This is a genomic window from Bifidobacterium sp. (assembly GCF_022647885.1).
Classification (GTDB): Bacteria; Actinomycetota; Actinomycetes; order Actinomycetales; family Bifidobacteriaceae; genus Bombiscardovia.
The window spans coordinates 1,512,281-1,536,500 of sequence record NZ_JALCLM010000001.1; the positions used below are offsets into that span (position 1 = coordinate 1,512,281).

General features: G+C 48.2%; 21 protein-coding genes. 2 read left to right on the forward strand and 19 right to left on the reverse strand.

Features of this window, described 5'->3' with window-relative positions; translation table 11 throughout:
• Positions 1-246 precede the first annotated feature (246 nt).
• The 10 genes from LKI20_RS06480 to aroC all read right to left on the reverse strand — a co-directional run bounded on the left by LKI20_RS06480 (position 247) and on the right by aroC (position 11,758).
• On the reverse strand, positions 247-819 hold the full coding sequence (locus LKI20_RS06480) for a metal-sulfur cluster assembly factor (RefSeq protein WP_291771796.1): 573 nt from the start codon (positions 817-819) through the stop codon (positions 247-249).
• Position 820: 1 nt separating this feature from the next.
• The gene (sufU, locus tag LKI20_RS06485) at positions 821-1,405 is read right to left on the reverse strand and encodes a Fe-S cluster assembly sulfur transfer protein SufU (RefSeq protein ID WP_291771799.1); all 585 of its coding nucleotides are present in this window, start codon (positions 1,403-1,405) and stop codon (positions 821-823) included.
• A 43-nt stretch (positions 1,406-1,448) separates the two neighbouring features.
• Complete coding sequence (locus LKI20_RS06490; RefSeq protein ID WP_291771803.1) at positions 1,449-2,732, reverse strand: cysteine desulfurase; 1,284 nt, start codon at positions 2,730-2,732, stop codon at positions 1,449-1,451.
• The gene (sufC, locus tag LKI20_RS06495; protein WP_291771805.1) at positions 2,732-3,511 is read right to left on the reverse strand and encodes a Fe-S cluster assembly ATPase SufC; all 780 of its coding nucleotides are present in this window, start codon (positions 3,509-3,511) and stop codon (positions 2,732-2,734) included. Before sufC ends, LKI20_RS06490 begins: the two co-directional genes overlap by 1 nt.
• A 1-nt stretch (position 3,512) precedes the next feature.
• Complete coding sequence (sufD, locus tag LKI20_RS06500; RefSeq protein WP_291771808.1) at positions 3,513-4,754, reverse strand: Fe-S cluster assembly protein SufD; 1,242 nt, start codon at positions 4,752-4,754, stop codon at positions 3,513-3,515.
• A complete protein-coding gene (gene sufB / locus LKI20_RS06505) occupies positions 4,754-6,268 on the reverse strand; it encodes a Fe-S cluster assembly protein SufB (RefSeq protein WP_291771811.1) in 1,515 nt (504 codons plus the stop codon). Before sufB ends, sufD begins: the two co-directional genes overlap by 1 nt.
• Before the next feature lie 178 nt (positions 6,269-6,446).
• Complete coding sequence (locus tag LKI20_RS06510) at positions 6,447-8,102, reverse strand: CTP synthase (RefSeq protein ID WP_291771815.1); 1,656 nt, start codon at positions 8,100-8,102, stop codon at positions 6,447-6,449.
• A 234-nt stretch (positions 8,103-8,336) separates the two neighbouring features.
• On the reverse strand, positions 8,337-8,783 hold the full coding sequence (gene aroQ, locus LKI20_RS06515) for a type II 3-dehydroquinate dehydratase (protein WP_291771818.1): 447 nt from the start codon (positions 8,781-8,783) through the stop codon (positions 8,337-8,339).
• Between the two features lie 85 nt (positions 8,784-8,868).
• The gene (locus tag LKI20_RS06520) at positions 8,869-10,557 is read right to left on the reverse strand and encodes a bifunctional shikimate kinase/3-dehydroquinate synthase (RefSeq protein ID WP_291771821.1); all 1,689 of its coding nucleotides are present in this window, start codon (positions 10,555-10,557) and stop codon (positions 8,869-8,871) included.
• Between the two features lie 7 nt (positions 10,558-10,564).
• A complete protein-coding gene (gene aroC / locus LKI20_RS06525; protein ID WP_291771822.1) occupies positions 10,565-11,758 on the reverse strand; it encodes a chorismate synthase in 1,194 nt (397 codons plus the stop codon).
• Positions 11,759-11,854: 96 nt separating this feature from the next.
• On the opposite strand from aroC, the gene LKI20_RS06530 reads away from it, so the two are divergent.
• Entirely contained in the window at positions 11,855-12,274 is a 420-nt protein-coding gene (locus LKI20_RS06530) for a prepilin peptidase (protein ID WP_291771825.1), read from the forward strand.
• On the opposite strand, the gene mltG is transcribed toward LKI20_RS06530, so the two are convergent.
• From mltG to LKI20_RS06560, 6 genes are all read right to left on the reverse strand, one after another.
• Positions 12,263-13,450, reverse strand: a complete 1,188-nt coding sequence (mltG, locus tag LKI20_RS06535) for an endolytic transglycosylase MltG (protein ID WP_291771827.1) — start codon at positions 13,448-13,450, stop codon at positions 12,263-12,265. The two genes, LKI20_RS06530 and mltG, sit on opposite strands and share 12 nt — an antisense overlap.
• 3 nt (positions 13,451-13,453) lie before the next feature.
• Entirely contained in the window at positions 13,454-13,924 is a 471-nt protein-coding gene (ruvX, locus tag LKI20_RS06540) for a Holliday junction resolvase RuvX (protein ID WP_291771829.1), read from the reverse strand.
• A 7-nt stretch (positions 13,925-13,931) separates the two neighbouring features.
• On the reverse strand, positions 13,932-16,622 hold the full coding sequence (gene alaS / locus LKI20_RS06545) for an alanine--tRNA ligase (RefSeq protein WP_291771833.1): 2,691 nt from the start codon (positions 16,620-16,622) through the stop codon (positions 13,932-13,934).
• Positions 16,623-16,809: 187 nt separating this feature from the next.
• Complete coding sequence (locus tag LKI20_RS06550) at positions 16,810-17,046, reverse strand: hypothetical protein (RefSeq protein WP_291771835.1); 237 nt, start codon at positions 17,044-17,046, stop codon at positions 16,810-16,812.
• Complete coding sequence (locus tag LKI20_RS06555) at positions 17,046-17,483, reverse strand: DUF948 domain-containing protein (protein ID WP_291773416.1); 438 nt, start codon at positions 17,481-17,483, stop codon at positions 17,046-17,048. Before LKI20_RS06555 ends, LKI20_RS06550 begins: the two co-directional genes overlap by 1 nt.
• Positions 17,484-17,585: 102 nt before the next feature.
• Positions 17,586-18,257 (reverse strand): histidine phosphatase family protein, encoded by a 672-nt coding sequence (locus LKI20_RS06560; RefSeq protein ID WP_291771838.1) that lies wholly within the window; start codon positions 18,255-18,257, stop codon positions 17,586-17,588.
• Positions 18,258-18,305: 48 nt separating this feature from the next.
• On the opposite strand from LKI20_RS06560, the gene LKI20_RS06565 reads away from it, so the two are divergent.
• Positions 18,306-18,671, forward strand: coding sequence for a phage holin family protein (locus LKI20_RS06565; RefSeq protein WP_291771842.1), 366 nt, complete (start codon positions 18,306-18,308; stop codon positions 18,669-18,671).
• A 179-nt stretch (positions 18,672-18,850) separates the two neighbouring features.
• Here LKI20_RS06565 and rpsD read toward each other — a convergent pair whose 3' ends face one another.
• The 3 genes from rpsD to guaA form a co-directional block, all read right to left on the reverse strand.
• Complete coding sequence (gene rpsD / locus LKI20_RS06570) at positions 18,851-19,477, reverse strand: 30S ribosomal protein S4 (RefSeq protein ID WP_034252550.1); 627 nt, start codon at positions 19,475-19,477, stop codon at positions 18,851-18,853.
• A 354-nt stretch (positions 19,478-19,831) separates the two neighbouring features.
• A complete protein-coding gene (locus tag LKI20_RS06575; protein ID WP_291771847.1) occupies positions 19,832-22,432 on the reverse strand; it encodes a UvrD-helicase domain-containing protein in 2,601 nt (866 codons plus the stop codon).
• Positions 22,433-22,481: 49 nt separating this feature from the next.
• Positions 22,482-24,044, reverse strand: coding sequence for a glutamine-hydrolyzing GMP synthase (gene guaA, locus LKI20_RS06580; protein ID WP_291771850.1), 1,563 nt, complete (start codon positions 24,042-24,044; stop codon positions 22,482-22,484).
• Between the last annotated feature and the right edge of the window lie 176 nt (positions 24,045-24,220).

A 24,220-nucleotide genomic window follows, 5' to 3' on the forward strand; every position in this document is an offset into this window, starting at 1 on the left:
AATTCAGTAATTATTGAGAAAAGTCACCTCCGCAGAGGTGGCTTTTCTCAATAATCGAAGCAATTCGCTTGAATACTCACCATTATCGAGCAAGCTAAAACGATTGTGTAGGGATTTGCTCGAGAAACTCGACTATATCAATCAATAAAACCGCGCCATTCCGCCATTCTTGGAAAAGATATACATCGGGTATCACTATAAAACCCTACACAAAAGAGATCCAGACGCGATTCGCTTCTAGAATGCTCAGGTGTGAGGCATTGCACTGAAGTTAAACCCGAGAGCAGCCAACTGTTCACGACCTTCTGGAGAAATCATGTCCATCGTCCAGCGTGGAGTCCATGTCCAATCAATTCTAAATTCTTCGACCAACCCCGCTAGCACGCTGGCACATTGATCCTCAAGCATATCCGTCAACGGGCATGCCGGTGTGGTAAGCGTCATCGTAATAATTGCTCTACCCTGCTCGTCGATTTCAATGCCATAGACTAAACCAAGGTCTATCACATCAATACCAAGTTCAGGATCGATAACTTGATGGAGAGCCTCCATCACATCTTGAGCCGTTGCCCGTCCGATGTCATCAAGAGCTTTGATAGGAATCTGTGCCTCATCGTCATCTCCACCACAGCCGCAGCTACCACCACAGGCGCAGTTCGAATCATTGGCGTGAGAGTGTGAATCAGCAGAGCGATTGTATAAGGCAGCACGTTCTGGATTAGCCATGACTTTACGTGCAGCGTCCTCACTACCGACCACTGACTCGATAGAGTCAAGTATCGAACCAGTAGGCTCAGGAACCAAGCTTGAGTGCGTCATCTTAACGTCCCTTCGTTTGTAAAACGGCTGCTGGCTTATTCTCCAACGCAGACAGTGCCTGAGCAACTGAGGCTTTCATGCCTTCCCAACCTAGCAAAGCGCATTTTATACGCATCGGATACCTCGAGACGCCCTGAAATACCACAGCATCTCCCAGCGCCTCATCATCAAAATCTTCAGGCATTCCTTTGCCACGAGAATCCATAAGTGTATGAAAGTCTTGGGCTACTTTCATGGCTTCATCAACCGTTTTATGTTCAATCAGATCAACCATAACTGACAGACTGGCCTGTGAAATTGAACAGCCCTGGCCGTCCCATACTAAACGCTGGATACGAGGTGGATTGCCGTCAGTGCCGTCAGAAACTTCAACGTGAACTGTTACCTCGTCACCGCATGTCGGGTTAAATTGGTGAGATTGCGCTGGGACACAATACTCGTGCGCTACTGCGAGTGTGGTGCTTCCATCCGATTCAGTCTCAGATACGCCTAAATCTGTTTTGCCGTGAGGATCTCTTGCAGCATCCAGAATAACCTCCTGGTACATCTGCTCAAGATCCTCATCAGTCATGCCATATAAAGCCATGGAGTCTAAAATACTCGTTTCCTGTGTAGTAATCGATACTTCTTCACTTGACGCGGAAGAAGGCTCGCACACCCGCTACTGCATCCACAAGCTGCTGAGCCTCTTGTGGACTGTTGTATACAGCACTAGATGCCCTGTTTGAAGCAAAAACACCAAAATGCCTGTGGACTGGCTGAGCACAGTGATGGCCAACTCTGATGGCAATCCCCTGTGCGTCGATGAATTGACCTACATCATGAGGATGCACGCCAGCCACATCGAAAGCAACTGTACCAATGCGTTGTTCTGGACTATTGGGGCCGAGTATACGTACACCCTCAACTTCACCAAGCTTCAGCAATTCGCGTGTAATCATTGCCTCATGAGCTTCAACCCGTTCCATGCCAATATTCATCAGCCAGTCAGCTGCAACACCAGCAGCTACAATTTGTGCTACTGGTTGAGTGCCGGCCTCAAAACGAGCAGGAGGTGCCATGTATTGGGCAGGTTTATCCATAAATGCCAATTCGACCATGGACCCGCCGAAGTTTGCAGGAGGAAGTGCCTCGAGTAGTTCTCGTTTACCATACAAGAAACCAACTCCTGTTGGCCCATACATTTTATGAGCGCTCCAAGCCGCAAAATCAACATCGAGTGCATGGAAATCCACAGCTAAATGTGGCACCGATTGGCATGCGTCCAACACAACGATCGCTCCGACTTCGTGCGCGCGTTTAACAATCGGGGCAATATTAGTGATAGCGCCTGTGGTGTTTCCGACATGGGTTATAGCCACCACTTTGGTTTGAGCAGTGATAACAGTCGATGCAGTGTCAGCAAGCACTCGTCCTTCATCATCCAAATCAAACCACTTCAGTGTTGCTCCTGTGCGCTGAGCTAACTCTTGGAAAGGTAACAGCACTGAATGATGCTCAGCTTTACTGACCACGATTTCATCACCAGCGTGGAGAGCAAAACGTTGAGCTGCTGCCCCGCCCTGACCTAATGAAGCGTTACCAAAAGCAGTAGCTAACAGGTTTAGCGATGCAGTCGCCCCTGCGGTGAAGACGATTTCCTCTTCACCTTCCTGTGCATTGGCATTAACCAAACGTGCAATCTTCGCACGCGATTCTTCAAATGCTACGGTACTTCTGGCCGCGAGCTCGTGCGCACCACGATGCACTCCGGCATTAATGGTGCGGTAGAACTCTGACTCAGCCTCGATAACAGACTCAGGCTTTTGAGACGTAGCTGCTGAATCTAAATAGACTAAAGGGTGACCATGTATCTGTTGATCGAGGATAGGAAACTGTTGTCTTATCGACTCAAACTCGTCTAATACACTCATCAGGCCAGCGCTGATTCCGAGTTTGCGCCTTCAGGCAGGTAGCGGTCATATCCTGATTCTTCAAGCTCATCCGCAAGTTCAGGTCCACCCGTTTTCACAAAATGACCGTCAGCAAACACATGAACGATATCAGGTTTGATGTATCTGAGAATACGTGTGTAATGCGTAACCATGAGGATACCTAATCCGGAATTCTCTTTAGCACGATTCACACCCTCAGACACGATGCGCAGAGCGTCAACGTCCAAGCCCGAATCAGTTTCATCGAGAACAGCAAACTTCGGCTTCAACAACTCGAGTTGCAATACCTCAGCACGCTTTTTCTCACCGCCTGAGAAGCCCTCATTAACCGAACGTTGAGCAAACTTAGGATCCATTCGTAACTTCTTCATAGCGCCTGAAAGATCTTTAGTCCATTGTCGAATCGCTGGTGCCTTACCATCAATTTCAGTTTTAGCAGTTCTTAAGAAATTAGTCATCGATACACCAGGAACTTCTACTGGATACTGCATTGCCAAAAACAGCCCCGCCTTGGCTCGCTCATCTGGTGTCATCTTGAGGATATCTTCACCATCAAGAAGGGCTACTCCAGAATCAACCTCATATTTTGGATGACCTGCGAGTGTATAAGCCAAGGTCGATTTACCTGAACCGTTAGGTCCCATGATGGCATGCGTCTCATTTGAGTTTACTGTCAGGTTTACACCCTTGAGAATCTGTTTCTTACCTTCCTTGGTCTCGACAGAAGCATACAGATCCTTGATTTCCAGCGTTGCCATATCAGTTTTCCTCCAAAACGTGTTGCATATCCTCTGACTCTCCCTTGGCGAGTCTGCGATCGATTGTGCTCATCAAATGACCAGAAATCGAGGGGATGCCAATTTCTTCAATCAACTCTCCGAAGAAACCTCTAACTACTAGCTTGCGTGCCTCGGTAGAGGTAATACCACGAGACTGTAGGTAAAACAGCTCCTCGTCATCAAAGCGACCAACCGAGCTTGCATGTCCAGCACCGATAATGTTGCCATTCTCAATTTCAAGATTTGGCTCAGAATCTGCAACAGCACCTGGTGTTAGCACTAGGTTTCTATTGAGCTCATATGAGTCGGTCCCTGGAGCAGAAGGCAAAATCATAGCATTACCAACCCACGTCGAATGAGCCCCCTTACCTTCAAGAGCACCCTTATATACCACTCGGGATTTGCATTCAGGATGGTTATGTACCACCATCGTGCGATGCTCCATGTGTTCACCAGGATCAACAAAATAGATGCCCAACATGTTGAGATCACCTTGTGGTCCGCCAAAATCTTGATCCATACGGAGTCGAATCACATCACCGCTAAGTGTGACCACTGAATGGCGCAGAGATGCTTCTTTGCCAACGTGGATACGTTGATTGCCGACATGTTTGGAGTCGTGTGTCCATTCCTGCACGAATGTGGTGCTCACATGAGATTGCTCACCAGTAGTGATTTCTACACCTTCTGCGAGTTTGGCTTGCCCTTGATGCTCAACCACAACATCAGCATGAACTCGATCAGCGACTGCGATCACCAAATGCAGCGCGTCAAGCTCAAGTCCACCGCCTGTTACCGTCACCAACACTGGCGATTGAGTGTCTTTACGAACATCAATCACCACTGCTTCTTGTGCGCTAGCCCATTCGACTGATGACACACGATCGTTAGGCATAGAAATAGTGCCACTCGGAGCTGTGTCTTTAGACACTCGACTCACGCGAACCACGGAATCATCAAGTGGTGTTCCATCAATAGAACTCACTGCTACTGAGGTCTTACCTGACGGTTCAAATACCTGAAAGAATTCCTGGATACGATCAACCGGCGTAAAACGCCAATCATTCTGTCTGCGCGTAGGAATCTTGTAAGTGTCTGGTGAGAACGAACGAGGTGATCTATCTGCACTCGACGGCATCAACGCTGGAATGGCGTAGGGATCGTGAGGATTTGCCTGTGGCATCGTCACTTCATGTTCTGTAATACGTTCCGATTCACTCATCAGCCTACCGACCCCTCCATCTGCAATTCCACCAAACGGTTCAGCTCAAGTGCATATTCCATTGGCAACTGACGCGAAATTGGCTCAACAAATCCGCGAACAATCATTGCCATGGCTTCCTTCTCTTCAAGACCTCTACTCATAAGATAGAAGAGTTGATCTTCGGAAACCTTGGAAACAGTGGCCTCATGCGCCATAGAAACGTCATCTTCGCGTACATCAACATGCGGATATGTATCTGAACGTGAATATTCATCGACCAATAGTGCATCGCAGACCACAGAGGAGCTCGAACCTTCAGCGCCTTTGAGTATCTTTACCAAACCACGATACGCAGATCGACCACCACCTCGAGAAATTGATTTAGCTACGATAGTCGAACTGGTATGAGGCGCCAAATGAATCATCTTGGCTCCAGTATCTTGATACTGCCCTTGCCCTGCGAAACCAAGAGACATCGTCTCACCCTTGGCATATGGCTCCGCAAGGATACAAGCCGGATACTTCATCGTGGCCTTAGAACCGATATTGCCGTCAACCCATTCCATCGTGCCGCCCTCACGGACGTACGCACGTTGCGTTACCAGGTTGTAGACGTTATTAGACCAATTCTGCACCGTAGTGTATCGCACTCGAGCATGTGGCTCTACAAAGATTTCTACAATGGCTGCGTGCAAAGAATCTGTAGAATAAATCGGCGCTGTGCAACCCTCAACATAGTGCACGTATGAACCCTCATCGGCAATTATGAGAGTTCGTTCGAACTGACCCATATTTGGGGTGTTGATACGGAAGTAAGCCTGTAGCGGGATATCGACATGAACTCCCTTGGGCACATAGACGAATGATCCACCTGACCATGCTGCAGTATTGAGAGCACCAAATTTATTGTCATCTGGTGGAATCACCTTACCGAAGTATTTTTTAACGAGTTCAGGGCATTCCTTGACAGCCGTATCGGTGTCGAGGAAGATCACTCCCTGTTCCTTCAAGTCTTCGCGAATCGAGTTATAAATAACTTCAGATTCATATTGTGCTGCCACACCAGACACTAGACGATTCTTCTCAGCCTCTGGGATTCCCAGCCTGTCATACGTGTTGCGGATATCGTCAGGCAGCTCTTCCCAAGTTTTAGCCTGTTTATCCAGAGGCTTCACATAATACTTAAAATCATTAGCATCGAAGCCGCTGAGATCAACGCCCCAATCAGGCATGGGCTTGTCAAGAAATGACTGGTAGCCCTGAAGTCGAATGTCAAGCATCCATTCAGGCTCACCTTTATCTGCGGATATTGCCCGGACTACATCCTCGCTGATACCTTTTTTAGCTGCTTCGCCTGCGCTATCGGTATCATGCCAGCCATAACCATACTCACCAAATTCAGCAATGAGTTGGTCATCCTGCTTTATCTTGTCTTCATTTACGTGTGCGCGGTCAGCAACGTACTGACTCATCTCCACGTCCTGTGACGCATCCACGTTCCGTTCAGGATCGGTCAATTCGCGTCCTCCCATTCCTCTGCCGCTCGTACAGTGCCATCTACACCGTGTCAAGACAGCGTTGCCAGTCTAGTGAAGCATGTCATAAAAAGGAACCCCTGAACAGTATGCTTCATGTACAGCGAAAGGTTCTGTTAAGGGGTTTATGCCGTTATACGGTCTCTTGGTAATCTCCCGATGAGGTAGAAAACTATCAGCCCTGATTGTGGGCAATCGCAGCTTTCACCAAACCAGCGAACAGAGGATGTGGGCGGGTTGGGCGCGATTTAAACTCAGGATGCGCCTGTGTACCAACGTAGAATGGATGCACATCTTGAGGGAGTTCAACGAATTCGGTAAGTTCGCCATCAGGGCTGGTTCCTGAAATATGCAGACCGCCTTCATCGAGCTGATCCTTGTACGCTACATTAACTTCGTAACGGTGACGATGACGCTCACTAACCTCAGTATGCCCGTAGAGACCCGCTACAACTGAGTTTGGATCTAATACAGCAGGATATGCGCCTAGACGCATGGTGTGCCCCATATCGCCTTTACCTTCAACGATATCTTTCTGCTCTTCCATAGTTGCAATAACAGGATTCTCACACCCTGGTTCAAACTCTGAAGAATTTGCATCTTCAAGACCAAGTACGTGTCTGGAATACTCGATAACCATGGATTGCAAACCTAGGCAAAGTCCCAATGCTGGAATCTTGCGTTCACGAGCCCAACGAAGCGCACCAATTTTGCCTTCAATACCACGAATGCCGAAACCTCCTGGGATGACGATGCCGTCCATCTGTGATAGTGCAGCTTCAGCCCCTTCCATGGTTTCACACACATCAGCAGCAACCCACTTCACATTTGCCTTGGCATAGTTAGCAAAGCCGCCAGCTTTAATCGCTTCTGTAACTGAAAGGTAAGCGTCTGGGAGGTCAATATATTTGCCGACTATAGCGATATTCACCTCATGCTTAGGGTGATGCACACGCTCGAGCAGATCTTCCCATTCATTCCAATCGACATCGTGGAATGGCAACCCAAGTTCACGCACAACATAGGCGTCAAGACCTTCAGCAAAGAGAATCTTCGGCACATCATAGATGCTCGGCGCATCAACGCAGTTAACCACACCCTCTTCATCAACATCACACATTAACGAGATTTTGTCTTTAATGCTGGTGCTGAGTTCCCTGTCTGATCGCAATACCAAAGCATCTGGGGCAATACCCAGCTGACGCAGCATCATCACCGAGTGCTGAGTAGGCTTCGTTTTCAGCTCATGCGCTGCAGCAATGTATGGCACTAAAGAAACATGGACAAACATGCAGTTTTCAGGACCGATATCGCGGCGAACTTCGCGTGCAGCTTCAAGGAAGGGTTGTGATTCAATATCACCTACGGTGCCACCGATTTCAGTGATAATGACATCCACATCATCAGAGGCCTGGGCACGCATGCGACTTTTAATTTCATTAGTGATGTGCGGAATAACTTGTACACATTCACCGAGATATTCTCCGGCGCGCTCTTTACGTAGCACGCTCTGATAAATCTGTCCGGTAGTTACATTCGCTTTTTGAGACAAGAAAACGTCGAGAAAACGCTCATAGTGTCCTATATCTAAATCGGTTTCTGCACCATCTTCTGTAACGTAAACTTCGCCATGCTGGAAGGGATTCATAGTGCCCGGATCAACGTTGATATAAGGATCTAGCTTCTGTTGAAGCACATGAATACCACGACTGCGAAGCAATCTACCAAGTGATGAGGCAGTCAGTCCTTTTCCAAGTGATGAGACAACGCCGCCGGTCACAAAAATGTGTTTAGTGATATGTTCTTGAGAGTTTCCATGTTGTCTAGCCATGGGACTTCAGCCTATCACTCAAGGGTGACTCAGCGTGTTTCTTGAGTGAATTTCTGAACAATAATTTTTAGGAAGGCAAATTTCAGCTTACATTCCAGATAGCCCTGCGTTTGTGTAGGGATTTGTTGTAAAAAGCTCAACTCCCCATGGGCGAAAAGACTGGAATTCCAACATTATGAGTTTTGAGATATATCAGAAACTCTACAAATCCCTACACAAACGAAATCAGCCTGATTATTCAACAGCTGCGATGGCTCTGAGGGCAAGATGATAGCCTTCAAAGCCAAAACCAGCGATAGTTCCAGTCGCAACCGGGGAAATCACCGAGCGACGTCGAAAGGCTTCGCGAGCTGATGGATTGGATATATGCACTTCAATCAACTTCAGCCCCGCATCAGTCACTTGTGATGCAGCATCTGCAAGACCATAGCTGTAATGGGTAAATGCTGCAGGATTCAACACCACAGCTAAGGACTTATCCACTGCTTCATGCATCCAATGGATAACCTCAGCTTCATCGTCACTTTGTCGGACTTCAACCTCGAACCCCAGTTCAGTGCCCCACTGCTCACATAATGTCCGAAGTTTTTCAAGGTTATCGTGGCCATACACCTCAGGGTCGCGCACACCTAGACGCCCAAGATTAGGCCCATTTACTACCATCACTCGTTGTGAACTCATAAAAACTCCTCTTGTGCATGCTCTTAGTGTTGCCAGAACCATCGAACTATTTTAGCTACCCCAATCCCGTCTTCGTTAAGGAATTTCAGGGCTTACGTATGCGGTTAAATGCCTCTCGCACAGCATCATCATCAGGATTATCCAAATGAATGGGATGGCCAATATCGTCGAGTACAACAAAACGTAGCGTATTCCCGCGTGCTTTTTTATCACGATGCATCAAGGCAAGCACATCTTCAAAGTTTGCGCCGTCCCAAGAAGTTCTCAACCCCAAAGAATGCAAGAGGTCACGGTGATATTCAACTACATTCTCGTCAATATATCCAAGCAGATGTGATAATTCGGCTGCATATACCATACCTACGGCAACAGCCTGCCCGTGACGCCATGTGAAGTGTTCCAACTGCTCAATGGCATGCCCAAGAGTATGCCCATAGTTCAAGAATTCACGCATCCCAGATTCTCTGAGATCAACCGACACGTGGCGCGCTTTTACTGTTACGGTGCGTTCGATAAGCTCTGCGATAACCTCACGCAGCTCATCATTAATGTCGTTTCCTTGGAAATTTCTCAGCTCTGCAGCGTGGTCCTCAAGCAGATCCAGTATGCCTTCATCCATGATGAAGCCAGACTTCGCCACCTCTCCCAATCCTTCGACGAAGATGTCATTAGGCAGGGTGCCAAGCGTGCGTAAATCAGCGAGCACACCCCGTGGAGTGTGAAAACTACCAACAAGATTTTTGCCCTGCGGAGTATTAATGCCGGTTTTCCCACCTGTAGAAGCATCTACCATCGCCAACAATGACGTTGGACAGTTCACATACGAAATACCACGCATCCATGTTGCAGCGACGAATCCAGCCAAATCAGTGGCTGCTCCTCCCCCAAGGCCTACTACTGCATCTGAACGCGTAAATCCTTCATGAGCCAGTCTCTCCCAAATGCCGTTCGCAACCGTGATAGTCTTACCAGCTTCAGCATCCGGTATTACCAAATCCAACACTTGGTAACCAGCGGAACGCATCAATGCGCGAGCATGATCACTGTGACGCTGCACAGTGCTTGTGTGGATCAATGCCACCCGCACCGTGTCGCTACCGAGAACCTCACGTAAACCTTCCATACAGCCTTCACCAATGAAAACGCTGTATGGATTGACACCGCCGACAGACACTCTACGTTCTCGCAGTGCACTGACCAACTTCTGCGCCGCAACTGAAGGGGGCGCTCCGTGAGTTCTAATGACTCTTGTAGAAAGAGATTCAAACACCGGCCTGCGCTCGCGATACAAACGCATCCAACGAGCATGTGCATCTCCAGCAAGAAGTGGTCTGTTGCCACTTCTACTGGCGCGCTCCATCATTTCTTCAGGATCAGCATCGAGGTAGACCACCATGCCTCCTTCAGCCGTGTACTGTTCCAGAGCTTGACGTGTACGAAGAGTCATTGGTGCGCCGCCGCCTAATGCCAATACACCAGTGAAGTTTTCTAGCTCGTCGAGTATTAATTCACACTCAAGTCTGCGAAACTCACTTTCCCCATCCTGCTCAAAAATCTCTGGGATACGTCGGTCTTGTTGCCGCTCCAACGCTACGTCAGAATCTCTAAATGGAATGGAAAGTAGCGATGATGCCTCTTTGCCAACACGAGTCTTGCCAGCCCCAGGCATACCAATTAATACGGCCCTAGGGCCGTTATATCTTGGAGATTGTTTACCTTCTGTCGCATTATATTGAGAAGATGATGATTGCTGAACTTCGCTGAAATTTTCCATCTCGCTCCTAGCGCAAATGCTCAGGCCAAGAAGCCACGTATTGCTGAGCATTTCTTGAGGTTTCCTCTATGCTGTCTCCACCGAATTTCTCTATCACAAACGATGCCAGCGTTAAACGCATCATAGCTTCAGCTACAACTCCGGCAGCAGGCACTGCAGTAATGTCTGAACGTTGATGAATTGCTGTTGCAGCTTCACCGGTCAGTACATCAACGGTTTTTAATGCTCGTGGAACAGATGAAATTGGCTTCATAGCCGCACGCACGCGAATTGCTTCGCCATTAGACATACCACCTTCAATTCCACCTGCACGGTTGGTTTGCCTAGCAATATGGCCCTCAGCATCGGGGACGATCTCGTCATGGGCCTGCGAACCAGGACGTTGAGCCTCTAAGAACCCGTCGCCAATTTCTACACCCTTGATAGCTTGAATTCCCATAAATGCTGATGCCAATGCGGCATCGAGACGACGATCCGATTCAACATAGGTTCCCAAACCTGCTGGAACACCATAGGCAATCACTTCAATAACTCCACCAAGCGTATCCCCCGCCTTTTGAGCTTCATCGATACGCTCAATCATGCGCTGTTCGGCTTCAGGATCAAGTGAACGTACCGGAGATGCGTCAAGACGCTGTACATCCTCGGGCGTAGGTAACACATAGTCTTCCGAGGCACCTACACCGCCAATTGAGAGCACATGTGAAATCACACGGATGCCGGCAACCTGCTCAAGAAAATGACCTGCTATTTCGCCTAAAGCTACACGGGATGCCGTTTCGCGTGCACTAGACCGTTCAAGCACTGGTCTGGAATCCAAAAATCCATATTTCCGCATGCCGGTGAGATCTGCATGCCCTGGCCGAGGTCTGCTCAACGGAGCATTACGGCCGGTTGTGGGCAGCTCAACTCCCTCAGGAAGTGGATCAGCACTCATGACCTGGACCCATTTAGGCCATTCAGTATTGCCTATTTCAATAGATACAGGAGAACCCAAGGTCTTACCGTGTCGGACTCCGGTTAGCAAGCGTACTTTGTCTTTTTCAAACTTCATTCTTGCACCACGGCCATGCCCAAGTCTGCGTCGTGCTAAAGCCTCAGCAATGTCTTCCGTGGTAATTTCTATGCCCGAAGGCAGACCTTCAATCATTGCCACAAGAGCCTCACCGTGGGATTCCCCTGCCGTCTGCCAGCGCAACATACTATCTCCTTCAATGCCAATTTGATGTCCAAGTGCAACTTCGGTATATCTTACGTAATGCCCTACATCTTATTGTTGCCGAGTCTCATATGCGCTGTGGCTTTGTCCATAGAAGACATCAACAGCCGACGCATCCCCAGGCTATGGGTCATCTTAGGAGCTACTGTACAACTCTTAGTATTCATCTGCTGGACTTTGATTAATGGCAATCTAAGTAGCTTGGTAGTTTGCGTGTTACTAGCATTTGGCAGCACTGCAATTCAATTTCTCGTGTTGCTCATCAAACCAGGAATTATTGGCTTTGGCGATGTAACATGCACTTTCGTTGTGGCGCTGGCTGTTGCTTGGTTAGGTGTGACAACGACGTTGATTTGGTGGTGCTTGATGGGAATCTTGGGAGTGATAGGCATCGCCGTTTTTGCACGCAGAAACGGCTCAATAGCCTTTGCGCCAGTCATCACTATCGCCATGATATTGGCAATAATGGCTGATGCCATGTCACCCTTACTTGTGTGAAGACTCCCACTGCTTGTATTCCTTCACATAGGTATCAAATTCACTGACATCTGCAGTAAATTTTGTTTCACCAGTTTCAAGGTTGACAGTAACGAAATATAACCAATTACCATTTTCTGGGCTTAGCGCCGCTTTGATGGCATTATCTCCGGGATTACTAATCGGTGTTGGTGGTAGACCTGTGTGGACTCGAGTGTTGTATAAGTTCGATGTGTCACTGAGCTGCGCGTTAGTGAGATCTGAGGCCGACACATTCGCACCGTAAGCCACGGTCGTATCCATTCCCAGAGTCATACCCTTAGCCAAACGGTTATCAATCACCCTGGTGACCTTGCTGTAATACTGCTGCTGATTAACTTCAGCCTCTGCTATTGAAGCTATGTTGAGAATGCGTTCTCTATCAGCGCCCGTGGGGACATTCAGCTCATTGAGCTTAGCTATTCGCTGGTCGACCAAATTCTTGAGAATATCCGAGGCTGAGCCTTTTCCTTTGACATTATATGAACCAGGTTCAAGCCAACCTTCAAAACTGCCATTCGCCTCGCTCGGTAATATACCGGTGCCTTTAGCCTTGATTACGTCATCAAATGCCGATTTTTTAATACCTGAGAGCGTTGCGGCTTTGGTAATTACATCCTCAACTTTGTCACCAGACCTAACCTCTAAGAATCCTCCTGCTTTGCTTGAATCAGTAAGGATCTCGACAACATCAGATGCCTGCATATGGAGTTTGAGTTCGAAAACCCCAGGAAACAACTGATCCTGTACACCTGCAGCCGCCACTGCTTGGGTGAACGCGGCAGCTGATTTCACTATGTCAGCTTTTACAAGATTCTCTGCGATTTTGTCTGCACTTTGTCCTGTTTCAACAGTGAAGTCTGTTTCTGAACCGCCAGAACCCGTGTAATCTTCAGCAACTGATTTCGTAGCAGTAACCATTGAACTGATGCCAGAAAGTTTGCTCGTCAGAAACCAACCACCACCGCCAACTAAAACCACAACCAAAAGAATGACTAAGCCTACAACATATTTTTTGCGATGCACCGAGACACGTTTGCGGCGCATATCACGTCGTGATTTAGGTGGACGTGGAGGCGCAGAGGACTCTATAGGTTTGCCCTGCTCATCCACTAAGTGGGAGGCGTCGGTGAAAAAGTCATTAAGATCTTGATCCACCACTTACTCCTTTATTGTTCTTCGACTATCAAGCGCAGATTGCAACAGCACGACTGCGGACTGTTGATCCACAAATGGTCGGTGTTCTCGACCAGAGACCTTTGCATCGCGCAGTTGTCTGTGGGCACTCACCGTTGTCAATCGTTCATCCAGCAGCTGTATTTGGGGGATGCTGCTGAGATTAAGCGAACCTTCATTCATCAGTGCAGACATACGGTTCTTCAAAGCGTTAACCCATCGGCTTGCTTTTCTCCCGCTTCGTCCACTTGTACCATCGAGCAACAGCGGTAGCCCGACTACGACCTTACCAACAGATTCTTGCTCAATGATGTCAATCACTGATTCAAGTGCCAAAAAGCTATCTCCTTGCACGACTACATTGCCTGCAGGATGAGCGAAAGTCAACTCGGGGTCGGACAAAGCAAGTCCGACCCGAGCATCTCCGAGATCTACACCTAACCAGGGAGCAGACATATAGTCTTCAGCCCTTCTGTGCCTCGGCACGCAAAGACTCAAGCGCCGAATCGATGCTGGCGGCGTCGCGGCCACCACCCTGAGCGAAATCGGCTTTGCCACCGCCACCGCCACCGAGAACCTTCGAAGCACCCCTGACAAGATCCCCAGCCTTAATACCAAGCTGACGAGCTTTATCGTTTGTTGCGACCAAGACCACAGGACGTTCATCTTCGCTGACACCAGCCAAAGCGACTACGACAGCCTGCTCGTCACCAAGACGAGCGCGAAGTTCACTAACCGTTTTACGCAAGGCATCAACTGAGCCAAAATGGCCGACATTTTTCGATGCTACTTTCACGCTGGCATTTTGTGCTTTTGCCTCATCAAGAATGGAAGGTATCGACTGCGAAAGTTGCTGTTCATACATAGCAGCAAGACGCCTATCCGATTCTTTCAGCTTTCCCAGCAGAGCGGAAATTCTGGATTCCAACTCGTCAGGACGTGCATTGAATTTGTCTGAAAGCTGTGAAACTAAGGCATGTTCTCGAGCATTGTACTCATACGCACCTTGACCAACAACAGCATCAACACGGCGTACTCCTGTGCCGACAGATGCTTCTGAAAGGATAGAAACCTGAGCAATCTTTCCAACATGATCAACATGGGTACCGCCGCAAAGCTCGCGGCTCCATCCATCCTGTCCGATGGTAACGACTCTGACGATGTCTCCATATTTTTCGCCAAACAAATGCATAGCGCCGAGAGCAATCGCGTCGTCGAACTTCATTTCCTGGGTAGTAACCGCAAGGTTGTCACGAAGACGATCGTTCACTCTGGCTTCAACAGAATTCATGGCATCTACACTCGGAGCCCCAGACCACTGGAAATCGAAACGAAGCCTATTCGGGGCATCTTCAGAACCTCGCTGTGTAGCTTGAGGACCTAACTCTTCGCGTAGAGCTTTGTGCACCATATGCGTTGCCGTATGAGAACGAGCAATTGCTCCTCTACGCTGCTCATCAATGGTCGCGGTTACCTCAGAGCCAACTACTAAAGTACCTTCGTTGATTCTGCACTGGTGAACAGTGAGTCCTTTGATGGGGTGTTGGACATCGTCCACATCGAGCACAGCTCCCTCATCAGACAGGATCTCGCCTTGGTCAGCCAACTGGCCACCGGCCTGTGCATAAAAAGGCGAACGGTCGAGAATTACTTCGACATATGCTGGTGCAGTAACAGCTGGAACAGCACCTTTACCTGACTCGATAATTCCTAATACTCGGGAGCGGCTCGAAAAATCTGTGTATCCAAGAAACTCTAATGGCTTATCAAGAGTTTTTTTGAAATCGTCATACACACGTAGATCAACGTTATGACGTTTACTAAGCGCATCTGCGCGAGCACGGGATTTCTGCTCAGCCATGAGTTCACGGAACTTGGCTTCATCTACATGAACACCCTGTTCTTCAGCCATTTCGAGAGTTAATTCGATAGGGAAACCGTAAGTGTCGTGCAAGGTAAAGGCTTCCTTGCCGCTGACAATCCCCTCGCCCCCCGAGACGGCCGTCTGTTGCGCCTTCTTGACTGCTACATCAAGAATGCTGGTTCCTTTGTCGAGCGTGCGACGGAAGGACTCTTCTTCACCGTATGCAGCAGCAGAAATATCGGAGAACAAAGTGTTGAGTTCTGGATAACTCGGTGACATCGCTTCTTTGGAAACGGGGAATAAATGTGGAAGTACGTCCTCATGGACGCCAAGCATGCGCATTGAACGTATAGAACGACGTAGCAGCCTTCTCAGCACATAGCCACGACCCTCATTACTTGGGCGTACGCCATCGCTCATAATCATCAACGCGCTACGAACATGGTCGGCAACTACTCTAAAACGTACGTCGTCGTCCTCATGATCTCCATAATGAAGGCCAGACAGTTCTTCGGCAGCTTGAATGACTGGGTAAACCTCGTCCGTTTCATAGATGTTGTTCTTGTGCTGCAGCAGATACGCAAGACGCTCAAGTCCTGCACCAGTGTCGATATTTTTATTCTCTAACTCACCGACGATATGAAGGTCGGTTTTCGATTTGACGTTATCGACTTCGTAGTTTTCAAAAACCAGATCCCAAATTTCGATATAACGACTCTCATCTGCAGCCGGACCGCCTTCTAAGCCATACTCTGGACCACGATCAACATAAATCTCAGAGCAAGGACCTCCTGGCCCTGGGCCTCCGGTCGTCCAGAAGTTGTCTTCCATACCCATAATCTGCATATGAGCAGGATCCATGCCTTCGTTGCGCCACAGCGAGCGAGCTTCCTCATCATCGGTATATGTGGTCACCCACAATGATTCTGGGTCGAAACCATAACCGCCCTGATCCTGTGAGCTGGTCAACAGCGTCCATGCATAATGAATGGCTTCTTCTTTGAAGTAATCACCAAAAGAAAAATTGCCTAGCATCTGGAAAAATGTGCCGTGGCGAGTGGTTTTGCCAACCTCATCGATATCCAAGGTACGGACACATTTTTGATTACTTGCCATGCGCTTACTGGGGGGCGTTTGCTCACCAAGAAGATAAGGGATAAACGGCACCATGCCGGCTATGGTGAACAAGGTTGTAGGATTCGGCGATATCAGCGAAGCCGAAGGCACAACCATATGCCCTTGTTTGGCGAAAAAATCAAGATAGCGCTTGGCGATCTCTGAGGTGCGCATTCTTCTAGTAACTCCTTTTAGCATGCATCCGTGTACCTATAGACCTACGATATCTAGGTCTGATCGGTAGTTTATACGTAATGCCCTGTTTGCATTCATGCACTGTTGAAATAGTTGGCTGTATATAAGAATTCATTAACCAATATCGATAAATGAGTTTCTCGTTATTTCTGGGGAAAGTAGCAATCTAGCGCGTACGCTCGATATATTCGCCGTTTAACTCTGCTTCTCGAGCCTTTCGGGCTTCTTGGAACTCATCGTATAATCCAAGAGCTGTAGATACTGCAACATTATTGGTTTCGCGTCCGAAAACAAATTCACGAGCCCCAACTGGCGTGTGAGCTTTCACATAGGCTCTGGCTTTGCTAGCTGTAACAACGCCTATGGTCACTCCAACTCCTATCCAAAACAGACGTTTGAACATTACTTCCCTCCCTTGCCAGCATGGGAACTCGGCGTCGTCAAATTAGCCGGATCAGGGATATTTGCATACTGTGTTTTAGCACGACGTCCCTTGAAAAAAGAAGTTGCTGTGGTTCGCAACGCAAAGAATGTTGAAGCAATCTTGATAACAGGTTTGCCAAGCATCGATCCGTATAAATCAGTGAGCGCACCGACATTACCAGCAGTGGTTGAGGCTGCTGCTGAAATGCGGTTGACATCTTCTAGCGTCTTATTCACCTGTTGAACGGTGGTAGTTGATTCATCAAGAGCAGGCATAGCGTGCTCACCAGTCTCTTTAACAGTGTCTGCCAATTGGTCAAACAACCGTCCAAGACGAATCAACGGATAAATCAGGAACCCTGCGAGCACCGCGAAGGCGATGGCAGCGATAAGACCCGCAATCTGGCCTATATCCATCTTCAACACCTCTTTCTTAACCCCAGTCATGTTACCCGCTCAAGGCTACCACGATGAGGTCATCCTCTTACCTCAGTGAAATATCTGGCCCGTGAACATGCCTTATTGGTTATAGCTGACAACTGTAATAGCTTGAGCAATGGGGTTACTAGTCTCGAAATCAAGCGAGGTCACACTACCATTACGAGGACGCTCGCGTAAGTCGTAACCTTCAGGCGCATACCGATGCATCAAGCTGAGAAGGGTGTTTCCGTGAGAAATTACTAGCACATCATCGCCTTCTTGGAGCTGTGAATTCTCAGCGATGATGGTGAATCCTCCTTCAATCCGTTGCCAATATTCGTCATCAGTTTCAGCATCATGAAATGGGTCAGCTTCATGCAGAAAATCTCTGCTAGCTCCTAAGCCAAATTGTTCAACTATGGCGTTATATGAACCAACTCCATGAGGTGCGCCTGCTGCCCACCATGATGCAGACATGTCCTGGCCTTCGAAATATCCATAGCATTGCTCGCGGAAATGCATATCTGATTTGAGTTCTGGCAGTGGTCTGCTTGCCTGATTGGCAGCCAGAATTGTTTGCGCTGTAATCATCGCTCTTGTGGTATCTGAACAATATGCTGCTGAGAATCGTACATGTGTAAGTTTTGATGCAGCCCGTTCAGCATCCTTCAATCCTGCTTGAGTCAAAGGGGAATTCGACCACCCCTGCAGACGGTTATAACGGTTAAACAGCGTTTGCCCATGACGAACCAAGTGAAGATGAAGTAGCATATCTTCGATTATTGCACCATACTGAGTCGCTTACCTCATAATGGTGTCATGGGTAGATTCTTCGGACGGTGGTTCACACTTACTATTGCAGTTGGCGTTATGACCTGGTTACTGCCTGGCATGATTGTTCAGGGGTCCAACACCTTCTTGTCAATCGCAAGTTTTGCGCTCTTTATGGCATTAATCAATGCCTCAGTAAAGCCTGTAGTTCAACTGCTTGCTCTACCACTGACAATACTGACATTCGGTCTGGCTGCGTTAGTGCTCAACGTTATGTTCATGCAATTAGCATCGTGGCTGTCTATTACAGTCTTTAATGCGGGTATATATATAGCAGGATTCTGGTGGGCAGTTATTGGTAGTTTCATCATGATGGTTGTTGACGGCATCCTTGGCGCTATTACGCGTGACTAATTTCGGCAATAACCATATGTAATACGCTTGATGTATCAGCAATTCTCAAGGCGAGAGCATCACGTATATATGTATTCAGCCAATGTAGCTGCTATAAGTCGCAATACGCTTGAACATACGAAGATGCGCCACACATAAACTGTGTGGCGCATCTTGTTAATGTCTCGGAAGTATCCGAATCAGCGAGCGTAGTACTCGACCACGTACTGAATATTGACCTGTACTGGAATCTCTTCCGGTTCAGGCTTACGAGTCAACGTGGCCTTGAGTGAAGCAAGATCAACATCAAGGTAGCCAGGAACTGCAGGAAGTACATCGCGGTGTACGCCTTCAGCAGCAATCTGGAATGGAACGGTGGTCTGGCTCTTTGGCTTGACCTGAATGGTCTGGCCAGGACGCACGCGATAGCTTGGGCGATCGACGATATTGCCATCAACGAGGATGTGACGATGAACCACATACTGACGAGCCTGAGCAGTAGTACGTGCGATACCCGCACGCAGCACGAGGTTGTCAAGACGAACCTCGAGATCTCTCAGCATAGCGTTACCGGTCTGGCCTGCTTCGTGGGTGCCCTTCTCGTAAGCTGCACGAAGCTGCTTCTCGGAAAGACCAAATTGTGCGCGCAGACGCTGCTTTTCGCGCAGACGTACTGCATAATCTGATTCGGTACGACGACGAGTACGACCATGCTCACCTGGAGCATATGGGCGCTTCTCGAAAATACGCTGTGCCTTGGGAGTCAGAGCGATTCCCAGAGCTCTAGACAGACGCACCTGACGGCGCGAACGCTGAACCTTAGTCATATATTCATTCCTTTATTGCTGTCGTTATCTGAACGCAGGTGGTAAACCCACCGAGTCAGCCTCTCCAATGCTTCACCGTGCTGTGCACGAGCGATGTTTCCACCGCCGTCCCATTGACGGGCTAAGACTCCAGAAAGATGCCTCCTTGTGCAGGCACCAGCGTTTAATCCTACACTATGGTCTGAATTTTTACGACACACAGCTAGGCAGTACTTCTCATTTCAGTTGTGTAGGGATTTTTCGTCAAATGCTAAGTACAATGCCTGTTGTTACGCCATTCATAGTGCCGATATACCGAAAAATCCCTACACAAACGTACTACTCGTTGAAAAATCTAGTCTAGACGCTGTAATCTCAGAGTTTTTCTATAGGTGCAACACGGAGCATGAGCCGTTTAACTCCATCTGAACCGAAATCAACGGTGATTACCGAATTGCGGCCTTTATCTTGCAGCTGCACAACAGTACCCAAACCATATCGGTCATGAGATACCTTATCTCCTATGGTGAAGTCCTCAATTAGATGCTCTTGAGCTCGCTTTGAAGAACTGACTTGAGAAGTTTTTGCTGCCACGCGACGTGTGGTCACTGAGGAATGCTTCACTCCTCGTGAAGAGCTACCTCCTGCACGATAGGAAGACCCTTTGCTCCCATATGACGATCCACTCCATGCAGAAGAAGATGTCGAGCCAGTCGATCCACGTCTATACGCCCCTGTCTCATGAGTAGATCGACCACTACCCCATCTGCTCAAGGACTGAGATGATGCATTGCCAAAACTCGATGAAGATCCAAACGCTGCACCGAATCCGTCATCTTCAAAACCACCGAACTCGTTGGCATCATCGGTCCAATTACTGCGCATACGCTCCACGCTGGATTCGCGACGCTTCCAATCAATCAAAGCATCAGGAATATCGTCAAGGAACTGACTCGGCAACATTTCACTCGCCTGACCCCATTGAGCTCTCACAGCAGCACGCGTTAAATACAAATGCTGCTTAGCACGAGTAATACCTACATAAGCAAGTCTTCTCTCTTCTGCCAACTCACTCGTGTCTTCGAGGCTTCGAGAATGCGGGAATGTTCCTTGTTCCATACCGGTCAGAAATACCACCGGATATTCCAAACCTTTGGCCGTGTGGAGGGTCATAAGCGTAACTTTGCCAAAGTCTGCACCAGAATCTGGCAATTGGTCCGAATCTGCAACTAGAGCAGTAGTTTCCATAAATGCAGAAAGCGAAGCATCTGGAGTGTTCTGTTCAAACTCCGCAGCAACCGATTGCAATTGCGAGAGATTTTCGACTCTTGATGCATCTTGTGGGTCGGTGGATTTTTTCAGTTCTTCCAGTAAACCAGTCTGTTCGAGTGCTTGAGCAACGATGAGCGACGGTTTCGCGTCATGTTCTTGTGCAAACAATGCAAGTGCGTTCATCAGTTCTCGGAATGCCTTTAACATTGTTGCAGTTCTGGTTGGCACTCCCTCAATTGCCTCAAAATTACTAATGCCACTCCAAAAACTCACACCATGTACCTGTGCATATTGAGTGACCAAGGCCTCTGCTCTAGCACCGAGACCACGTTTGGGAACGTTAAGGATTCTTCGCATGTTCACATCATCATCAGGGTTTGCTAAAGCTTGCATATATGCCAGCGCATCCTTGATTTCACGACGTTCATAAAACTTTGTGCCACCAATTAACTGATAAGGAATTCCGGCATTAATCAGAGCCTCTTCTAATGAACGAGACTGTGCATTAGCGCGATACATGATAGCCATATCGGAGTAATGGATTTCATCCTCGGCTGCAAGTCTGGCAATCTCGTTAGTAATCCAAGAAGCTTCCTGCTGCGCATTATCCGCCGCAAACGCAGTAATAGGGCTCCCCTTGCCTAAAGCAGTCCAGAGTTTTTTAGGTTTACGACCTTCATTCTTAGCAATTACTGCGTTAGCAGCGTCGAGAATTGTTTGAGTTGAACGGTAATTTTGCTCCAACATTATTGTTGTTGCATTAGGGAAATCTTTTTCAAAGTCTTGAATGTTGCTGATATCAGCGCCACGGAATGCATAAATTGATTGGTCTGAATCGCCAACAACAGTTATCCATGCTGGCCCTGTGCTCCCAGCTGCAACAGCCGTGTTTGAAACGGGTGCACCATGATCAATTCCGGCGAGCTCACGGATTAGTTCGTACTGGGCATGATTGGTGTCCTGATATTCGTCTACCAAAATGTATCGGAACTTGTGGCGATAGTATTCTGCTGCCAAAGGATCAGTACGTAACAACTCAACCGTACGACCGATAAGATCGTCAAAATCTACAGCATTGGCTTGTGCCAGTCTGTGTTGATATTCGGCATAGATAACCGCATACAGTTCCTCAACATTGCCGAATCGCCCAATCTGCTGCCCACGATTGCCTGGTTTATAGTCCGGCGCATAATCTTTAAGCTGTTGCTGCCAGCTCTGCAGATTATTTTTATAATCCGAGATTCTCGAGAGTATTGCTCTGGGGGTGTAACGCTTGAGATCAATGTTCAAATCATTGCCGATAATCTTTACCAAACGCTCTGAATCAGCTGAATCATAAATCGAAAAACCAGAACGTAGCCCTATCGATTTACCGTCACGTCTGAGAATCCGCACACATGCAGAGTGGAATGTTGATACCCACATGCGCTGAGCTACAGGACCGATAAGAGTAGCAAGACGCTCACGCATTTCAGCAGCCGCTTTATTGGTGAAGGTGATAGCAAGAATTTGACTCGGCCATGCCCCAAATTGGCTCAAAATCCATGCGATTCTGCGAGTAAGTACACGGGTTTTACCTGAGCCTGCCCCTGCGCCAATCAAGAGGGCAGGTCCTTGATGTTGAACAGCCTCAGCTTGCTGTTGATTGAGATCGCCTATTAAATCTTGTGCACTACGTTGTATGAGATCTGGATCAACCGTCACGTTACTTTGTTCTCCTCATATTGGCTGTTGTTGTCGGTAGATTTCCGCTCTACTCCCACTCGATGGTTGCCGGCGGTTTGGAAGTGACGTCGAGTGCGACTCTGTTGATACCACGGCATTCATTGGTAATTCGTGTTGAAATCGCAGAAAGCACATCATAAGGCACACGGGACCAGTCGGCCGTCATGGCATCTTCGGAACTCACAGGTCGCAGAATAATTGGGGAGCCATAGGTACGTTCGTCGCCTTGGACTCCAACCGAATGAACGTCTGCGAGTAGCACCACAGGGCATTGCCATATATCGCGATCGAGACCTGCATTGCTTAATTCCTCTCGAGCAATAGCATCGGCTTCACGCAACAGATCTAAGCGTTCCTGTGTGATAGCGCCAATAATGCGGATGCCTAATCCAGGACCGGGGAAAGGCTGTCTCCAAACAATGTCATCAGGTAATCCAAGTTCAGTACCTATAGCACGAACTTCATCCTTAAACAACGTGCGAAGAGGTTCCACGAGTGAGAATTTCAAATCCTCAGGTAATCCTCCAACATTGTGATGCGACTTGATATTTGCTGCACCGTCGCCACCGCCAGACTCGACAACATCTGGATACAGAGTCCCTTGTACGAGGAATTTCACTTCCTCACCTTGTTCACCTGCCTTGCTGACAATATCTCGAGCTGCTTTTTCAAAGGTTCTAATAAAGCGCTCACCAATAATTTTGCGCTTCTTCTCAGGTTCGCTCACACCTTCGAGAGCTTGAAGGAAATCAGCAGAAGCATCAACAGCAACTAATTTGATACCTGTAGCTTGAACAAAGTCCTTGCGGACTTGTTCTACCTCACCTTTGCGCAACAAACCATGATCGACAAACACACAGGTCAGTTGGTCGCCAACAGCTTTGTGCACCAGCGCCGCAGCCACTGCGGAATCTACTCCCCCAGATAGCCCACAGATCACTTGATGACTGCCGATCTGATTCTTGATCTTGGTGACTTGTTCTTCGATGATGCTCGAAGCATCCCAATGAGCTTGAATTCCGGCGCAATCGTGCAGGAATCTTTCGATGAGATTTTGTCCTAATGGCGTATGTCGCACCTCCGGATGCCACTGAACACCAAACAGGCCTCTGCTGACATCTTGCATAGCAGCCACAGGAGCTCCCTGTGTATGTGCTAGCACCTCAAACCCCGCAGGGGCACTTTCAACGGCGACTCCGTGACTCATCCATGTACTTTGCTCCGCAGGTGAGTCTTCAAGAATACCTTGAGCTTGATCAATAGTCGCAGGGGTTTTGCCGTACTCACCAAGTGCTGCACGATCGACTTTGCCACCGAGTTCATGTGCCATGACCTGGAATCCATAGCATATTCCCAAAACAGGAATCCCAGCATCGAATATTTTCGGGTCAATGCCTGGTGCTCCTGGTTCAAACACAGAAGCTGGACCACCAGAGAGAATAATCGCCCTAGGATCTTTTGCAAGAATCTCTTCTACAGGCATTGAGTGCGGAACTAACTCTGAATACACATGTGCCTCACGCACCCGGCGTGCAATCAATTGCGCATATTGCGCACCGAAATCGACTACAAGAACGGGACCTTGTGCCATATATACTCTCTCTTTCGAATAGTGTCAGTTCGAGCCTTATCCCATAACAAGCTTTATTAACGAGGCAATTCTCAAAGAGCGCTGTGCATAGTAAAGCTATATACGGAATTAAGAGTTCCTGAATACTCCGATTATGTCTGTTGTTTTCGACATTCAGATATTACGCGCGTTCATGG

Coding starts and splice junctions, on each gene's coding strand:
- LKI20_RS06480 (WP_291771796.1), bottom strand. CDS start 819: ATGACGCACTCAAGCTTGGTTCCTGAGCCTACTGGTTCGATACTTGAC.
- sufU (WP_291771799.1), bottom strand. CDS start 1,405: ATGGCTTTATATGGCATGACTGATGAGGATCTTGAGCAGATGTACCAG.
- LKI20_RS06490 (WP_291771803.1), bottom strand. CDS start 2,732: ATGAGTGTATTAGACGAGTTTGAGTCGATAAGACAACAGTTTCCTATC.
- sufC (WP_291771805.1), bottom strand. CDS start 3,511: ATGGCAACGCTGGAAATCAAGGATCTGTATGCTTCTGTCGAGACCAAG.
- sufD (WP_291771808.1), bottom strand. CDS start 4,754: ATGAGTGAATCGGAACGTATTACAGAACATGAAGTGACGATGCCACAG.
- sufB (WP_291771811.1), bottom strand. CDS start 6,268: ATGGGAGGACGCGAATTGACCGATCCTGAACGGAACGTGGATGCGTCA.
- LKI20_RS06510 (WP_291771815.1), bottom strand. CDS start 8,102: ATGGCTAGACAACATGGAAACTCTCAAGAACATATCACTAAACACATT.
- aroQ (WP_291771818.1), bottom strand. CDS start 8,783: ATGAGTTCACAACGAGTGATGGTAGTAAATGGGCCTAATCTTGGGCGT.
- LKI20_RS06520 (WP_291771821.1), bottom strand. CDS start 10,557: ATGGAAAATTTCAGCGAAGTTCAGCAATCATCATCTTCTCAATATAAT.
- aroC (WP_291771822.1), bottom strand. CDS start 11,758: ATGTTGCGCTGGCAGACGGCAGGGGAATCCCACGGTGAGGCTCTTGTG.
- ruvX (WP_291771829.1), bottom strand. CDS start 13,924: ATGTCTGCTCCCTGGTTAGGTGTAGATCTCGGAGATGCTCGGGTCGGA.
- alaS (WP_291771833.1), bottom strand. CDS start 16,622: ATGCGCACCTCAGAGATCGCCAAGCGCTATCTTGATTTTTTCGCCAAA.
- LKI20_RS06550 (WP_291771835.1), bottom strand. CDS start 17,046: ATGTTCAAACGTCTGTTTTGGATAGGAGTTGGAGTGACCATAGGCGTT.
- LKI20_RS06555 (WP_291773416.1), bottom strand. CDS start 17,483: ATGGATATAGGCCAGATTGCGGGTCTTATCGCTGCCATCGCCTTCGCG.
- LKI20_RS06560 (WP_291771838.1), bottom strand. CDS start 18,257: ATGCTACTTCATCTTCACTTGGTTCGTCATGGGCAAACGCTGTTTAAC.
- LKI20_RS06565 (WP_291771842.1), top strand. CDS start 18,306: ATGGGTAGATTCTTCGGACGGTGGTTCACACTTACTATTGCAGTTGGC.
- rpsD (WP_034252550.1), bottom strand. CDS start 19,477: ATGACTAAGGTTCAGCGTTCGCGCCGTCAGGTGCGTCTGTCTAGAGCT.
- guaA (WP_291771850.1), bottom strand. CDS start 24,044: ATGGCACAAGGTCCCGTTCTTGTAGTCGATTTCGGTGCGCAATATGCG.